General features: G+C 55.7%; 15 protein-coding genes. 12 read left to right on the top strand and 3 right to left on the bottom strand.

Translation table 11 applies throughout. The features are described from left to right. Positions 1-84: 84 nt before the first annotated feature. Complete coding sequence (locus tag MKY74_RS00155) at positions 85-1,164, bottom strand: NAD(P)H-dependent flavin oxidoreductase (protein WP_076175891.1); 1,080 nt, start codon at positions 1,162-1,164, stop codon at positions 85-87. A 24-nt stretch (positions 1,165-1,188) separates the two neighbouring features. Further along, positions 1,189-2,451 carry a BaiN/RdsA family NAD(P)/FAD-dependent oxidoreductase gene (locus MKY74_RS00150; RefSeq protein ID WP_076175888.1) on the bottom strand — a complete coding sequence of 421 codons (1,263 nt, stop codon included), beginning with the start codon at positions 2,449-2,451 and terminating at the stop codon, positions 1,189-1,191. Between the two features lie 393 nt (positions 2,452-2,844). On the opposite strand from MKY74_RS00150, the gene MKY74_RS00145 reads away from it, so the two are divergent. The 12 genes from MKY74_RS00145 (at position 2,845) to MKY74_RS00095 (ending at position 15,822) form a co-directional block, all read left to right on the top strand. After that, positions 2,845-4,440 carry an ATP-binding protein gene (locus tag MKY74_RS00145; RefSeq protein ID WP_244169441.1) on the top strand — a complete coding sequence of 532 codons (1,596 nt, stop codon included), beginning with the start codon at positions 2,845-2,847 and terminating at the stop codon, positions 4,438-4,440. A 121-nt stretch (positions 4,441-4,561) separates the two neighbouring features. Next, on the top strand, positions 4,562-4,996 hold the full coding sequence (locus tag MKY74_RS00140) for a BrxA/BrxB family bacilliredoxin (protein ID WP_076175886.1): 435 nt from the start codon (positions 4,562-4,564) through the stop codon (positions 4,994-4,996). A 116-nt stretch (positions 4,997-5,112) separates the two neighbouring features. Further along, complete coding sequence (gene nadE / locus MKY74_RS00135; protein ID WP_076175883.1) at positions 5,113-5,922, top strand: ammonia-dependent NAD(+) synthetase; 810 nt, start codon at positions 5,113-5,115, stop codon at positions 5,920-5,922. A 373-nt stretch (positions 5,923-6,295) separates the two neighbouring features. Continuing rightward, positions 6,296-8,047, top strand: coding sequence for a sensor histidine kinase (locus MKY74_RS00130; RefSeq protein WP_076175881.1), 1,752 nt, complete (start codon positions 6,296-6,298; stop codon positions 8,045-8,047). 13 nt (positions 8,048-8,060) lie between these two features. After that, positions 8,061-9,698, top strand: coding sequence for a response regulator (locus MKY74_RS00125; protein WP_076175878.1), 1,638 nt, complete (start codon positions 8,061-8,063; stop codon positions 9,696-9,698). A 106-nt stretch (positions 9,699-9,804) separates the two neighbouring features. Then, on the top strand, positions 9,805-11,496 hold the full coding sequence (locus MKY74_RS00120; RefSeq protein ID WP_076175876.1) for an extracellular solute-binding protein: 1,692 nt from the start codon (positions 9,805-9,807) through the stop codon (positions 11,494-11,496). A gap of 195 nt (positions 11,497-11,691) precedes the next feature. After that, the gene (gene pqqA / locus MKY74_RS35655) at positions 11,692-11,796 is read left to right on the top strand and encodes a pyrroloquinoline quinone precursor peptide PqqA (RefSeq protein ID WP_076175873.1); all 105 of its coding nucleotides are present in this window, start codon (positions 11,692-11,694) and stop codon (positions 11,794-11,796) included. A gap of 51 nt (positions 11,797-11,847) precedes the next feature. After that, on the top strand, positions 11,848-12,771 hold the full coding sequence (pqqB, locus tag MKY74_RS00115) for a pyrroloquinoline quinone biosynthesis protein PqqB (protein WP_076176001.1): 924 nt from the start codon (positions 11,848-11,850) through the stop codon (positions 12,769-12,771). A gap of 1 nt (position 12,772) precedes the next feature. Then, a complete protein-coding gene (pqqC, locus tag MKY74_RS00110) occupies positions 12,773-13,483 on the top strand; it encodes a pyrroloquinoline-quinone synthase PqqC (RefSeq protein WP_076175870.1) in 711 nt (236 codons plus the stop codon). Further along, entirely contained in the window at positions 13,480-13,758 is a 279-nt protein-coding gene (gene pqqD / locus MKY74_RS00105; RefSeq protein WP_076175868.1) for a pyrroloquinoline quinone biosynthesis peptide chaperone PqqD, read from the top strand. The genes pqqC and pqqD overlap by 4 nt, the downstream gene beginning before the upstream one ends. Next, positions 13,749-14,894, top strand: a complete 1,146-nt coding sequence (pqqE, locus tag MKY74_RS00100; RefSeq protein ID WP_076175865.1) for a pyrroloquinoline quinone biosynthesis protein PqqE — start codon at positions 13,749-13,751, stop codon at positions 14,892-14,894. The genes pqqD and pqqE overlap by 10 nt, the downstream gene beginning before the upstream one ends. Continuing rightward, positions 14,881-15,822 (top strand): dipeptidase, encoded by a 942-nt coding sequence (locus MKY74_RS00095; RefSeq protein WP_076175863.1) that lies wholly within the window; start codon positions 14,881-14,883, stop codon positions 15,820-15,822. Before pqqE ends, MKY74_RS00095 begins: the two co-directional genes overlap by 14 nt. A gap of 83 nt (positions 15,823-15,905) precedes the next feature. Here the strand turns inward: MKY74_RS00095 and MKY74_RS00090 are convergent, their stop codons facing one another. Next, positions 15,906-16,304: a cupredoxin domain-containing protein gene (locus MKY74_RS00090; RefSeq protein ID WP_076175861.1), complete on the bottom strand. Its 399-nt coding sequence runs from the start codon at positions 16,302-16,304 to the stop codon at positions 15,906-15,908. Between the last annotated feature and the right edge of the window lie 204 nt (positions 16,305-16,508).

The raw sequence follows: 16,508 nt of genomic DNA, 5'->3' as shown, positions 1-16,508 counted from the left end.
CGCCGGATCTTAGATCCAGGCGTTTTTTGGTAGGAAAGCATAACGTCACATCATTGCATCACAATCGTACGAATCGCGCAGGAGCTAAGATTCCAATATTTCGAGCGCCTGCCGGACGGTTTCCTCCACGATGTCTGCGGCGCTCTGGCCCGCTTTCAGCATTCTTGTCGCCTGCCCGGCCCATAGCGACATGTAACCGGCTTGATTCTGCCGGGCGGCCGCGTTCCGAATATCCCGGGTCGCCGTGTTCTGCGTCGGGAACGGCAGCGGCTCTACGCCGCTCTCGTTCCACTCCCGGACGAAGGCGTTGGCGATGCCCCGGGCGGGCCGGCCCGAGAAGGCCTTGGTCAGCACCGTGCTCTCTTCGGTGCTGGCAAGCAGCGCCGCCTGATAGGCGGGATGCGCACCGGATTCGGCTGCCGTCAGGAAGCGGGTGCCCATTTGGACCGCCTGCGCTCCCAGAACCATGGCGGCGACCATGCCGCGCCCGTCCATGATGCCGCCGGCGGCGATGACCGGGATGGACACCCGGTCGGCGATCTGCGGCACGAGGGCGAAGGTGCCGATGTTCGCCCCCATCGGGTGAGCATCGACGTTGAACGTGCCGCGGTGGCCGCCGGCCTCGCTTCCCTGGGCGACAACCGCATCGCAGCCGGCGCGCTCGGCTTCCAGCGCCTCCTCCACGGTGGTCGCCATGGCGACCACCTTCATGCCGGCCGTCTTGGCCAGCTCCATATGCCGCGGGGACAGCACGCCAAAAGCGGTGCTGATCACGGGAACGCCGGCTTCGAGCACTTCGGCGAACTGCCGCTCCAAGTGATCCGGCGTTTGGACCGCCTGAAGCGGGGCGGGCGGCAATCCCAGATCGTCCCGGATGGAGTCGAGCACACGCTGGACCTCGGCGGTCCGGCGATTGTCGTCTTCCATCGGGACGGTGAACAGATTGACCGCAAACGGGGCGCTTGTCCGCCCGCGAATGTCCACGATCGCTGCGCGGATCGCCGCAGGCTCCATGTAGGCCGCTCCCAGAGTACCGAGACCGCCGGCATTCGATACGGCGGCCACGAGTTCAGGCGTCGTGGGACCGCCGGCCATGCCCGCCTGAAAAATAGGGTAACGAATGCCGAATTGCCGGCAAAAATCATTGTTCAGCTCCATCCTCATACCGATCACCTCGAAATTGGATTATTAATGGTAACACGCTGCGTGCATGCCGGCGGTATAGCCGGTCGAGAAGGCGGCCGTAATGTTGTAGCCGCCGGTGTATCCGTGAATGTCGAGTACTTCGCCGCAGAAAAACAGCCCCGGCATCAGCTTCGATTCCATCGTCTTCGGATTGATCTCCTTCAGGTTGACGCCTCCGCCGGTGACAAACGCCTCCTCGATCGATTTGGTGCCGACCGCGCGGAAACGGAACTGCTTCAGGCAGGCGACAAAATCCCCCCACTGCTGCTTGGGCAGATGGGCGTAGGTCGCGTCCCCGTCCAGCTGGGATTTATCGAACAGCAGCGGAAGCAGACGATCGGGGATCTGGCCCTTGAGCACGTTACGGATCGCCTTTTTCGGCTCGGACGCGAGTTTGTCCCTAAGCAGCTGGTCGAGTGACGAAACGTCCAGATCCGGGAACAAGTCGATGGCCATTTCGACGTCGGGCGTATGAAACTTATTTTTGACCTGCCGCAGAAATTGGCTGCATCGCAGGGCGATCGGACCGGATACGCCGAAATGGGTAAAGATCATATCCCCGCGGTGCCCGATCACTTTTTTACCTTTGGGATTCCACACGGAGAGCTCCACGTCCCGCAGGGAGAGTCCCTGAAGCTCCTTGGACTGGATCCACTTTTCATGGGAAACGATAGGGACTTCGGTAGGGTACAGCTCGGTAATCGTGTGGCCGGCGGCCTCTGCCCAAGGGTAACCGTCACCGGTGGATCCAGTATGGGGCACGGATTTGCCGCCGGTGGCGACAATGACGCTGGGGGCTCTGTAAATATGGCCGGACTTCAGACGAACGCCTGCCGTTCTTCCATCCTCATAGAGCACCTCCTCAATCGGGCTGTCCGTTTTGATCTCCACGCCGAGCCTCTTCACCTCCTGAATGAGAGCGCCCACGACGCTGGCGGCCTTGTCGGATACCGGAAACATCCGCCCGTTGTCCTCTTCCTTCAGGGCAATGCCGAGCCCTTCAAAAAAGCTCATAATATCCCGGTTGTTAAAATGCTGGAACGCGCTGTACAAAAAGCGGCCGTTGCCCGGGATATGGGCGATCAGGTCATCGGTTTCTTTAGCATTGGTTACGTTGCAGCGGCCGCCTCCGGAAATGCCGAGCTTGCGGCCAAGTTTATTTCCTTTGTCCAAAAGCAGGACAGATGCCCCATGCCGGGCGGCCGAGACACATGCCATTAGACCCGCGGATCCGCCTCCGGCAACAATTACGTCATATCGGTTCACTGGTTAAACTCCTTTATTTTTACGTCAGTCTATTTTCCTGTTTCGTGTGTCCTTTTTTAGGATATATCAGGATATATTGTAATATCGTGTTGGCTGTGATTTAATCAAAAGGAAATCGTCTTTCATCATAAAACAGCGGTACATCTTCCTATTCCTTGTAGTCCGTTAAACCTGTAATGAATCGCTTTCACTCGAACGGCAAGAAGAACCAGCTGCAATCACTAAAGATTCGTATTGGGAACTACACATACCTGCCCTGGCGGGGAGGAGGGATTGGCGATTATTTACGCACTGAAAAACATTATAACACAGGTACTTATGGCCGGTTCCTTCGCTTTTCTCTTCCCAATGGGACTGGACAAATATGTCCGGGTTTTTAGGCGTAGAAAGCGAATGGAAGCCATGGATTTTGATCTTGTCATTATTTTGTCCAGCGCTCTGACGATTTTGCTCTGCTCGATGTTTTCCACCTCCATTTTTAACTACATTCCATTAAACCTGGGCATTCTGCCGCTGTTTATCGGGATGCTGTATGGAGGATATAAGACGGGCCTGCCTCTGGCGGGGCTGTGCCTTCTGTGCGACTTCATATTTAATCCCAATTGGACGGTACTCGGTTTGTTTCTGCATACCGGATTACCGCTATACCCTCTTCTGATCTGGATGTCCCCAAAGTTCCGGAAAGGGCCGCTCACGGAGAAGATCAACAAGCTGTGGCTGTGCCTTATGCCTGCGATGCTATTGATCACGGCCGCCCCGATTATCGAATCTCCCAACCTGAATTTAACCGATGCAGGGCTGGTGCTGATCGTTCTCTTCTATATATTAACCAGTATGTTCACCGGGGGTACTCTGGTGTATATGATTGAATTTGCTCTGGAGAAGCTGCGGCTGAAGGAGCAGGTTATGGGCATCTCCGAGAAATATCTCAGGGAAGAGGAGAAGCTGCAGCAGGTCATCGATGCTACGCCCATTTCAATGGTTTCGGTCGATCATGCCGGCAATATTACAAGCATCAACGACACGATGATGAACCTGGTCAAGACGAAGGACCCCGACCTTACTAAGCAGGACGTGCTCGGCTACCCTGTCACGATGTTCGTGGATATCATGGGTCAAGACTACATCAACTATCGGATCGTTCAGGCGCTTCAGGGCAAGAAACTGGGCAATGAGCTGATCCGTATCGGAACGCATAACTACTACATAAGCACATCACCATTAACGAATACACATACAGGTGCCATTATCGGAGCGGTCCTCGCTTTTCAGGACGTGACCGAGCTGGCGAGGCTGCGAAGCGAGCTGGAGAATGTGGAAAGACTCAGCCTTGTCGGTCAGATGGCGGCCAGCATCACCCATGAAATACGCAATCCCATGGCCGTCGTCCGGGGCTTCCTGCAGCTGATGAAGGAGAAGAGCCCGGAAGCGCTCGACCATTACTACCGGATCGTCATGGAGGAACTGGACCGGGCGAACGGTATTATCAACGACTTTTTATCCCTTGCCCAGAACCGTATCGCCGAGAAAGAACAATGGCATCTGCATACGATCATCAGCGATTTAAGCCCGCTGTTGTGGGCGGATGCGAATCTGCGCGGACAGACGATCGAGCTGATCCTGGACGAGAAGGTCCCGGAGCTGAGCCTGAACGCCAAGGAAATCAAGCAGCTGGTGCTGAACCTGTCGCGCAACGGCATGGAAGCCATGGAGGAAAAAGGGCAGCTGACGATCGAGACGAGGCTGAACGACTCCTTTGTGGAGCTGATCATCAAAGATACGGGAATGGGGATCGCCAAGAGCAGGCAGGAGCGGCTGTTTGAGCCGTTTTTTACGACCAAAGCCAAAGGTACCGGGCTCGGTCTTGCCCTCTGTCTCAGCATCGTGGAGCGCCATCACGGCAAAATATCGGTAGAATCGGAGGAGGGAAAGGGGACGGCTTTCACCATTCAGTTCCCCGTTACGGATTCGTGGGCGGGAATGATCTGACAGCCCGCAAGGCCGCTGCTTCTCTTGATTTCGACCCTTATGGATGTATAATAGGAGTATTAACAGCGGATGTTGTTATGAGCTTGTCCATTGATATTTTGTATCCAAGGAGTGATAGGGAATGGCCATGTCTTTTGACAGATATATGAAGGATATGATTCAACCGATGCGTGACGAACTGACGCGCCTCGGCATTAAGGAACTTAGAACTGCGGAAGAAGTGGAGACTCACCTTCCGGACGCGCCAGGCACCACGCTGGTTGTCGTTAACTCGGTGTGCGGCTGTGCCGCCGGCCAATGCCGTCCCGGCGTAGCTCAGGCTTTGCAGCATGACATCGTGCCTGACAATCTGTTTACGGTATTTGCCGGACAGGATAAAGAAGCGACCGCGAAAGCACGCGAGTATTTCGCTCCGTATCCGCCGTCTTCTCCATCCATCGCCCTGATGAAGGACGGGGAGCTTGTTCATTTTATTGAGCGTCACCAAATCGAAGACCGTTCGGCTCAAGAAATTGCCGACGATCTGATCGAAGCGTTTGACCGGGTGTGCCGTTAATCGGCGCACCTCGTACATAATGCCCCGGGTATTCGGACATCCGATACGTACGGGGCTTTTGTGTTTGCAATCACACCGTATTTAATCGACTATTCTGTTCAAGAGAGGTGCTTATCGTGAGTTTGCAGGAAGAAATTATTGCGGCCCTTGGCGTGAAGCCGGCAATCGATGTGGAGAGCGAAGTCCGGAAAAGGGTGGATTTCCTGAAATCCTATGTGAAGAGCGCGGGGGCGAAGGGACTGCTCATCGCCATCAGCGGGGGGATCGACAGCGCCGTGGCGACCGGCCTGTGCAAACGGGCGACCGACGAGCTCAGCGAGGAGGAAGGCAAGGAATATATGACGCTGGGCGTGTTCCAGCCCTATGCGGTTCAGGAGGATATCGAGCACAGCTACGCGGTGGCGGAAGCTTTTAACCTGAAATATAAGGCCGAGACCAATATCGAGGATGCCGTCGGCGAAATTGCCTTGGAAGCGGAGCATGGGCTCAAGCAAATTGGCATCCACCGCCACCTGACCCCGCAGGGCAAAGGGAACATCAAGGCGAGAACACGCATGGTGATGCAGTATGCGCTGGCATTTGACCTGAACCTGCTCGTCGTGGGAACGGACCATGCTTCCGAAGCCATTACCGGCTTCTACACGAAGTGGGGCGACGGTGCGGTGGACATTACGCCGCTCAGCACGCTCAACAAGCGTCAGGTCCGCCAGCTGGCCGGCTACCTTGGCGTGCCGCAGGCGATTCTGGATAAGGCGCCTACCGCCGGTTTGTGGGAAGGCCAGACGGACGAAGGCGAGCTCGGCATTACTTATGACGAGAACAGCGACTATCTGGAAGGCAAGGAAGTGAGCCCTCAGGCGAAGGAGCGCCTGGAGAGCTACTATAAGCGTACCGCACATAAGCGCAATTCGATTCCGGGCATCTAAGCTGACTCCGGAGAATCAAGGGCAGGCCGCAAACAGCGGCCTGCTTTTTTTTGACCTCATATCGGGCGTAGCTATGCCGTTCTCCATCCGTTTGGTTGCGAAAAGTGCTGAATTGTTGAAGAATGAACCATTTTCGGGACGGAGCAGGCTCCCTACAATAATAAGAGAACGGCTCTCCGATTCATCCGGTCATTTGATCACGCGTTCCATGGCGGGTTCACTTAAGGCAGGTGGGGCTTCTTCTTTGGTGAAAAGAACGCTACTCGCATGCATCCGTTTCCAGTATAATGATGATGCTTTTAGACATGTTCTGACAAAGATCTACGTCTTGCTGATCCATGACTTTAAAAATATGCGTAAGGTGTGAACTGCCGTGCCCAGAAATACATTATTCCGTAAAATGGTGCTATTGCTCGTCATGATGCTTGTTCCGATCGTGGGCCTTTACTTCTATTCCAACCGTACGAGCACGGAAGTGCTGGGGACGGAGCTCAGCCAATCGAGCGCCAACCAGCTGAACTTTTTCCAGACGCAGGTCAACACGAACATCGAGCGCTTTTCCTTGTGGCCGACCCTGCTGATCCAGGATCCCGATATTTTCGGATTTAAGGACGTTTTTTTGAACAGTGAGTATTTCAATCTCGACATGATTAACCTGGTGAAACGGATCCAGACGAAGCTGAACATTCAGGAAAGCTCGTCAGACTGGAAAACGAAGCTCTACATTTTTTCCCCGTCGCTGGGGCGGATGGTGTCGGACAACGACGTGGAATCCTACGATAACGACGATTTGAAGAAGCGGATGAGGCCCGGCTGGCAGGTGAAAAAGATGGGGGAAGGGGACGAGGCGTATTATTCGTTCTCCTTGTTCACGGCGTATCCGTATTCTTCCTTCAGCCATCCCGAAGACGCCAATCTGATCATCGAGCTGCAGTTTGACAGCAGCAATATCCAGAACATGCTGGACAAGTTCAAAAGCGACGGGCGGCGCGACCCGATCTACTACAGGCCGGACATGGGCGTAATCTATAACCGGTCGGCGGACCGGCCGCTGACAGACTCCATCCTGCGGCAGCTTCGGCAGGAGCCGCTGAAGAAGGCGGAGAACCGGAGGCTCGAGCTGGACGGCGAGACCTATCTGGTCAACATCGCCGCTTCGGACACCACCGGCTGGTACCTGATCGACTACGTGCCGCTGAAGGAAATCGTTGCGCCGATCGAGCAGTCGAACCGGCTGTTTTATGTTTCCGTCGGCTTGACGCTGCTGCTCAGCTGTCTGGCGGCTTATATGCTGTATGCCCAGGTCCAGGTTCCGGTGAAGCGGCTCGTTTTGGCGTTCAAGAAGCTGCAGCACGAGGATTATTCCGTCCGGCTGGAGGCCAAGGGCAACAATGAATTCGGCTTCGTGTTCCAGCGCTTCAACTCGATGGTCGGGCAGATTCAGGAGCTGTTCGAGAACGTGTATATGGAGCGGATCCACGTCAGGGAGGCGCGGCTGAAGCAGCTGCAATCGCAGATCAATCCGCATTTTTTCTACAACTGCTTTTCCTTCATTTCCAGCATGGCGAAGCTCGGGAACATGAAGGCCGTGGTGGCGATGGCCCACAACCTGTCGAACTATTACCGATACACGACACGGCAGGAGAGGGATGTCGTTCCGCTGCAGGAAGAGCTGGACTTTGTCCGCAGCTATTTGGAGATTCAGAAGATGCGCAAGCCTCAGCTCGAATTTGCTGTTGATATCCCTGAGGTGATGCGCAAATGGGAAGTACCGCTGCTGGTCGTCCAGCCGCTGGTGGAGAATGCGGTGCTGCATGGAATCGAGCCAAAGTCCGGTGCAGGCAGCGTGCGGATCGCCGGTGAAGTCGGTCCCGGTGAAATGCGGATCATCGTCGAAGATGGGGGCCGCGGCATGACGGAAGAGCAGATGGAGGGGCTGCGCCGTTCCCTGACCCTGCCGATGAGCCAGGATATGGGCTGCGGGCTGTGGAACGTTCGGCAGCGCATGCTGATCCATTACGGCGACACCGCCGGGCTCCGCTTCGCAAAGTCCGGTCTGGGCGGCGTCCGGGTAGAGCTCCACTGGCCCATTGAGCATACCAATATACGAACGGGCAGCAGGTAAGGGGGAACATAGAATGATTGAAATTTTACTAGTGGATGACGAATCCTATGTCACCGAAAGCATTAAAGCCACGATCCCGTGGGACGACTTGGGGATTGCCAAGGTTTATCAAGCCGACTCGGCCGAGGCGGCTCTGGCCGTTCTGTCCGAGCAGTCCATCGATATCGTCGTATCGGATATTCGAATGCCGGAAACCGACGGCCTGCAGCTGATTGAGCGGATTCAGCAGGACTGGCCGCATATCCGCTGCATGGTGCTGACCGGATATTCGGACTTTCAATATGCGAAGAAGGCACTGCAGCTGCAGGCTTTTGATTATATTTTAAAGCCCGTGAACGACGAGGAGTTCATTCTCAGCTTGTCGAATGCGATCGAATCTTTGAAGGACGAGTGGGAGGCGGCGGAAAAGGTGCATCAGTTAATGTACGCCATCAAATCGGATTCCGGCGTGCTGAAAGCAAGCCTGATGCACGATCTGGTGCTGGGCCGGACCTGGTCGCACCGGACTGTGGCGGACAAGCTGGCCCAGTACGAAATTCCGCTGCAGGTCGGCGAACCCGCCGTGCTGCTGCTCGTCCAGCTCGGACGGCAGTTTGCCCATTACGACCACCATTCGATGGCGCTGATGGAGTACGCGGTGGGAAACATCGCGGAAGAGACCCTTGCGGAGGCGTTCCATGTGTGGGGCTGCAAGGCGCCCCATGACTGTCTGGTGCTGGCGGCCGCGCTGAAACCCTCTTACCGGGAGGGCATCGAGCTGCTGCCGGATTTTGAGAAGCGCCGCAAAGCGAAGCTCCACGGGCTTGCGGAAAACTTCCGCACGCAGGTGAGCAGTTACTTGAAGGGCGATATCACGCTGGTCATCACCGACTGGTTTCCGTTCCCGGACGGCATCGCCCAGGCTTACCGGGCCGGTCTCGGCTCCTTTATGATGTCTGGCGGCGAGTCCGGGGGCATCCTGTACCTCGATGACGTACGGTCGCAGCCTGTCAGCCCGGTCCAATCGATGGAATCGCTGTATAAGCCGCCGACGCTGATACACCTGCTGGAATCCAAGCAGTGGGATGCCGCGCGGAACAAGCTTGACGAAGTTTTTGCCGATTTGGAAGGGACGAGCTACTCCCGTGAGCATCTGTACGAGGTGTATTTGCTGATGACGAATGCGTTCATGTATATGGTGCACAAGCAGGGCCAGTTTGCCTATCAAGTCGACCAGTCGGGCTTTGACCTTGTCCATGACCAGGGAATGATTCTGTCGCTGGACAAGCTGCGAAGCTGGGCCTTGCGGATGCTGGACAAGCTCCGGACGGAGCTGTCGGCCAGCGATCAATATACGCGCAGCTACATTATCCACCAAGTGCAGGAGCTCGTCTCCCGCGATCTGGGGCAGGACACGTCGGTGAAGACGATTGCCGACAAAGTCTTTTTGCATCCGGTCTATTTGTCCAAAATCTATAAAGCCGAAACCGGCGAGAGCCTGGGCGATTATATTATCCGGATGCGGATGGAACGTGCGCTCTATCTGCTGAAGAAGACGAACAAAAAAATATACGAGATTACCGCCGAGCTCGGATACCAAAACCCACAGTACTTCAGCAAAATGTTTAAGAAGCATTACGGGCTAAATCCAAACGAATTCCGGGACCAGTAACAGGTTGCAAAAGGTGCAGAAATGTTCGGAGAATGACATAGGACGCCGATTGGGGCACCTCTATAATGAAACATGTAGAAGAAATATAGATTTAAGGGGGAGCGACATGAAGGCATATACGAAAAAGGCATTGACGCTTGCATGCAGCCTGGTGCTGGTCAGCGCGCTGTTCACCGGATGCTCGGGGTCCAAAGGAGGAACTTCTGCGGATTCGGCCCAGAACCCGCCGGCTGCAGCCGAAAATGAAAACGCTTATAAAGACAAATACGACCCGCCGGTGACGATCAGCACGGTGTGGGGTGTCGATCCGGAGCTGAAGTTCAAGAACGGAGAGTCGATCGAAAATAACGTGGCTACCAAGTGGGCCAAGGACACGCTGGGCATCGAGATCAAATCGCTGTGGTCGGTGACCGACACGAACGGCGCATTTGCAACCAAGCTCCGGCTGGCGATGTCTTCCGGCCAGGAAATGCCGGATGTGGTCACCGTCGGCGATGCGCAGCTGGCGCAGGACCTGATCGATTCGGGCATGTTCCAGGATGCGGGCGCGCTGTTCGACAAGTATGCCAACGACACGTGGAAGCAGGCGATCGATCAGGACAAGAACGTATGGAACCCCTATATCCGCGATGGCAAAAGAATGGGCATCCCGGTGCTCGATTACGCCTACAACCACGATTATTTGCTGTGGATTCGCCAAGATTGGCTCGACAAGCTGGGACTTGCCGCGCCGAAAACGATCGATGAGCTGGAGAAGGTCATGGACGCCTTCAAAAACAACAATCCGGACGGTCTGAAGCCGGACGAGGTCATCCCGCTGAGCATCGGATTCAAGACCACGATGAATACCTGGATGGGTGATCCGTCCTGGATCTTCGGCGCCTACGGCACCATCCCGCAGCAGTGGAACAAAGGCGCGGACGGGAAACTGGAGTACGGCTCGATCAACCCGGGTATGAAGCCGGGGCTGCAAAAGCTGAACGAATGGTTCACCAAAGGCTATATTCCGAAGGAAGCGGCGCTCTGGGATGAGAACAAGACGTCCGAACCGGCCGTCGCCGGCAAAGCCGGAATCATCCCTGGACCTTACTGGATGAGCGGATGGCCGCTGAGTGACACAGTGAAGAACGTGAAGACGGCGGTCTGGAAGCCGATTGCCCTGCCGGCTGGGCCGGACGGAAAAGCCGGGCGCCACGGCACCCTGTTCACGAACGGCGTGACGCTGATCAACAAGGACATGAAGCATCCGGAAGCGTTCTTTACCTACCAGAACTACATGTTCGACAATTTGGCCAATTCCCAGCCGGGAGGCGTGTTCGACAACGGCCTCTTCAAGGGATACGATTACGATCTGGACGCCAGCGGCAAACCGCTCCGGTATGAGGACATCCCCGGCGGATTCGTGAACAGCCTGCGCTACCTGCTGGTGCGCGACGGGGCCCGGATTCCGGACGCGCAGATGAAGGCGCTGCTGAACCTGGCGGACGGCAAGGAAGCGACAACCCGCCTGGAAAAAGAAGTGAAGCTCAACTACGGTCTGGATACGCCGGCAGCGGCCAAGGTATTGATGTCCCAGAAGGACATTGCTTATCCGAACCTGTACACCGGCCCAACCACGGCAACTATGAAATCCAAGCTGGACTATTTGAATAAAATCGAAAATCAGACCTTTAACGAAATTATCTACGGCAAGCAAGGCGTGGATGCGTTTGATAAATTCGTCGAGACCTGGAAGTCTTCGGGCGGCGACCAAATGACAAACGAAGTGAATGATTGGTATTCCAAGCTGGGGCAATAACCGGCGCACAGAAGGGAAGCGGCATGCTGAGGCATGCCGCTTTTTTGCTTCCGTCTGCGAAGCCTATTGGCGAACCTCGCGAATTTTGACTTTGGGAGAGAACGCTTAAGTGAACACCCCTTCGCATGGTTACGTGTTATAGAATGCCAAAATACAACATATGATTAAACAGACTTGTGCTCTCTACTGGCAGGCATGGTGGGATATTTCATCAAAGGGGGTGGCGGCATGTGGGTTAAACCCGATTTTGAAGTCATAGAGGTTTGTGCAGAGGTTACCGCATACGCTTATCAGAAGTGACGAACCATGCCGGAGCAATCCGGCATCTATTTTTTTGAGGGGGGCAGAAACATGCTGTTGAAGGTGCTGGGATCGGCGGCGGGGGGAGGCTTCCCGCAGTGGAACTGCGGCTGTCCGAACTGCCGCCGCGTGCGGATGCAGGATCCCTCATTACGTGCCCGGCTGCATAATTCGCTGGCCGTCAGCGATGATGGCTGCGATTGGGTTCTCATCAACGCCACGCCGGATATCGGTGCACAGATCGAGGCCCATGCCGAGCTTGCTCCGGGTTCCACGATCCGGCATACGCCCATTTCAACCGTGCTGCTGACGGACGGGGAGCTGGATCATACGATGGGCCTCCTCCACTTAAGGGAGTCTTCGGCAATCGACGTTTACGCCGCAGCTCCCATATTGGACGCCCTGATGGAAGCCTTCCCGGTCAGGCAAATCCTGAAGCCCTATGCTTCATACCGGTGGCACGAAGTCCGGCCGCAGGAATCTTTTCCACTATTTGGGGGCAGAGTAATGGTATATCCGTTCTTCCTGGGCTCCAAGCCGCCGAGGTATGCGTCGTTCCTTCGGGATCCCGATACGGATGGGGCGCCCACATCCCCTTGGGTCGTCGGCTACCGCATGGTAGACCAGCGGACCGGAGGGACTGCTGTATACGCGCCCGGTGTCGAGTCCTGGTCGAACGAGCTTCATACCCAATTGGAAGCAGCCGACTGCGTCCTTGTGGACGGCACCTTTTGGCATTCGGATGAGCTTCGGCGGCTGGATATTTCCCGATTAGTGGCATCCGATATGGGGCATGTCCCCATTGCCGGACCGGGTGGAAGCCTGGAGCACCTTTCCCGTATATCGGTTGGGCGAAAAATTTACATCCATATCAACAATACCAATCCGATCCTTGACGAGGCTTCTGCGGAGAATCGCAGCCTTCGGGAGCTGGGGATCGAGGTCGGTTATGACGGATTGGAATTGGAGGTCTAACATGAACCAGCATTTGCTCTCGAACGAAGAATTAACGATGAGGCTGCGCCAGGTCGGGGAACAGCGCTATCACGACAAGCATCCTTATCACGTACGCATGCATGAAGGAAAGCTGAGTCCCGAGCAGCTTCGGGCTTGGGTGGCGAACCGGTTTTATTATCAGAAAAATATCCCCGTCAAGGATGCCATCATCCTTTCGAAGCTGCCTTCCAGAGAGGAGCGCCGCCACTGGATACAGCGCATTGTGGACCATGACGGAACGGAAGGGAGCGAGGGAGGGATCGAAGCCTGGATCCGCCTTGGCGAAGCCGTCGGCATTCCGAGAGAGGAGATGCTGGATGAGCGCCATGTCCTTCCCGCCGTCCGGTTTGCGGTCGATGCCTACGTGAATTTCTGCCGCCTGCAGCCGTGGCTCATTGCCGTAGCTTCCTCTTTGACGGAATTGTTCGCTCCCGTCCTCATCTCCCAGCGAATCGCCGTGTTTGAACAGCTGTATCCATGGATCCGTCCGGAAGGACTGGAGTATTTCCAGGCGAGGCTGCATCAGGCACCGCGTGACGCGGACCACGGTCTGGAACTCGTTTTGCGTGAATGCAAAGACCGCGGCGAGCAGGAGCAGGTCATATCCGCCCTGCACTTTAAATGCGATGTCCTCTGGGCCATTCTGGATGCGTTAAGTCTGGCGTATCCCGATGCGGAGGCACAGCGATGATCGCTTGGGGGCAGTCGGAGCAGCTCAGGCTGCGAAGTCCCGCACGGCTGAAGTTCGATAAAGCCAGGCAAACCGATATGCTCCTGCTCCCCGAACGCGTCGTCAACCTGAATCCGACGGCCGGGGCCATTCTTTGGCTGTGTGACGGGACACGGTCGGCTCACCAAATTATCGGGGAGCTTGAGGCGAAATACAATCAATCCAATCTGCAGGAGGATGTTCTCGAGTTTCTCACGCAAGCCATTGAGCGGGGGTGGATCGAAAAGTGTCCGTAAGCATACCGTATGCCCTGTCGGCGGAAATTACCCACCGGTGCCCCCTTCACTGCGCCTACTGTTCGAATCCGGTAGAGCTCGCCAAAAGGGAGCATGAGCTGAGCACGCAGGAATGGATCAGAGTATTCACGGAAGCCAGTGAGCTTGGGGTCGTGCAGCTTCACCTGACAGGCGGCGAGCCGCTCATGAGACCGGACGTGGACCAGCTGATCCGGCAGGCCCGTGAACTGGGCTTTTTTGTAAATGTCATTACCAGCGGGGTTGGCGTGACAGAGAAACGCATGCAGCAGCTGGTGGACGCGGGGGTCGACAGTATGCAGCTCAGCGTACAGGCGTCCGAGCCAGGCCTGGCGGATGCGATTGCCGGCTCCCGGGCACATGAATTCAAACAGAAAACGGCTGCCTTGATCCGGGAGGCGGGGATCCCCTTACATATGAACGTGGTCCTGCACAGGCAAAATATCCACCTCGTAGAGGAAATCATCGAGATGTGTGTGTCATGGGGAGCCGTTCGGCTGGAGCTGGCGAATACCCAATACTACGGCTGGGCGCTGCTTAACCGCCAGCATCTGCTGCCGACCAGAGCGCAGCTCGCGGCGGCTGAGGAAGCTTTTTTTCGGGCCAAAGCGCGCTTTGACCGCCAGATTGAACTGATCTGGGTTCTCCCGGATTACTATGAGGATTTCCCAAAACCCTGCATGGGCGGGTGGGGCGAAATTTCGATGACGGTGACGCCCGACGGAACCGTGCTGCCCTGCACCGCGGCATCCAGCATTCATACCTTGACCTTCGAATCCGTTAAAAAGCGGAGCCTCGAATGGATATGGCGGGAATCCGCAGCATTCAACAGCTTCCGCGGCTTCGACTGGATGGCGGAGCCCTGCCGGAGCTGTGAACACCGTTTCCGCGATTTCGGCGGATGCCGCTGCCAAGCTTACCTGTTGGCCGGCGACGCGCGGCAGGCGGATCCTGTCTGCCAGTGGTCGCCTCATCACGAACTGATATCCGATATTTTATCTTCCCTCAATCAAGACCACGATGAACCATCCGTTACTGTGCCTCATCGCCCTGTGCCTTCTTATTCCTATCGCGGCAGGTTCAAGAAGAACGGAGGAATGACCGGTGACCATATTTGACGCCCACTGCGATGTGCTGAGCAAACTGCTTGAGCATCCGCAGCTGGATTTTGTGCACGAACAGGATTTGCTGGATGTCACGCTGGAACGCATGCAAAAAGCCGGCATCGGGTTCCAGAATTTTGCCGTCTACTTGCCTGAGAAGTATGCCGGAGAGTTTCGTTATGTGCTGGAGAGCATTGACCTGTTTCATGAGAAGGTGCTCGCAAGCGGCCCCATCCATTTTATCCGGTCCAAGGAGGACCTCGAATACGCAGAGAAGAACGGGCTGACCGGGGCGCTGCTATCGCTTGAAGGAGTCGATGCGCTGCAGGGAAACCTGGCCTATGTGCGGATCCTGCATCATCTGGGCGTCCGGAGTATCGGCATCACCTGGAATTACGCCAATTGGGCGGCGGACGGCGTCATGGAGTCCAGGAGAGCGGGATTGACCGAGAAAGGCCGGCAGCTGATTCAGGAATGCAACCGTCTGGGCATGATCCTGGACGTGTCCCATCTCTCGGAAAAAGCGTTCTGGGAGCTGGCGTCGCTGTCCGCGAAGCCGCTTATCGCCTCCCATTCCAATGCCGGCAAAATATGCCCGCGCCGCAGAAACTTGAGCGATGAGCAGATTGGCTCCATCATTCGGGCGGATGGAGTCATCGGGGTCACCTTTGTGCCGCCTTTTGTCCATGCGGAGGAACCGGTAACGATGGAACGGCTGCTCGCGCACATCGACCATATCTGCTCTCTTGGGGGCCGCCGGCATATCGGGCTGGGATCGGATTTTGACGGTATCCGTGAAAAGATCATCGGTCTGGAGCATGCGGGGAAATATCATGATCTGGTCAATTTACTGCAAAAGCATTACAGCGAGGAGGACGTGGAAGGCTTTATCTGCGGCAACTGGTATCGTTTTTATTTGAAGCACCTGCCCGCGGCGACCTAATGTCTGCTTCCTGCAGCTTTCCACAAGCCATAAATCGAAAAAAGGGAGTTCCATCCTGGGATGGGCTCCTTTTTTGTTTGGTCTTAGGATACCGTAATCGTACCCGTCATATTGTCGTGGCCTGAGCCGCATTGGATCGAGCAGTTGAAGTCGTAAGTCCCGGCCTTGTCTACGGTAAAGGTGGCCGTTTGTCCGTCCTGCAGATTGACGTTCAGGTCAGGAATTTCGAAGCCGTGTACGCCATCCGCGTTTTTAAAGGTCAGCTTGACCGTATCGCCGGCTTTCAGATCGATATTGGGCGGGTCGAAAGCGAAGTTTTTCGCCGTTACGGTAATTTCTTTGGTTTGTCCGCCGCCGGTGGACGGGGCTGTATTGTTGGCAGGCGGAGCCGCCGTACCGTTATTGCTTTTGCCGCATGCGCTTAATACCAATACGATCGAGAGCAGCGCTATCGTAAAGATCAAACGGAATTTCGGTTTCATCGTCGTCCTCCTTGAATGCAAATCTGGGTGGTGTGATTCTTCTCCTTCAAGATGACCGATTTGAGCCGCTTTTATACCTGCATGACATCAGCCGGAAATGCTGCTTGGGTGCAAACCAGGTGCATGTACGAAGGGCTGTATATTTTTTCTGCATGATTTTTGGTCTTGCTGGAAATATTACGTTACAACGCTTCTAATGAAAAA

Origin of the sequence: Paenibacillus sp. FSL R5-0378 (assembly GCF_038009285.1) — a bacterium.
Taxonomy (GTDB): domain Bacteria; phylum Bacillota; class Bacilli; order Paenibacillales; family Paenibacillaceae; genus Paenibacillus_AQ; species Paenibacillus_AQ favisporus.
Note: the sequence above shows the minus strand (reverse complement) of the source record. Positions and strands in the feature narration are given on the sequence as shown.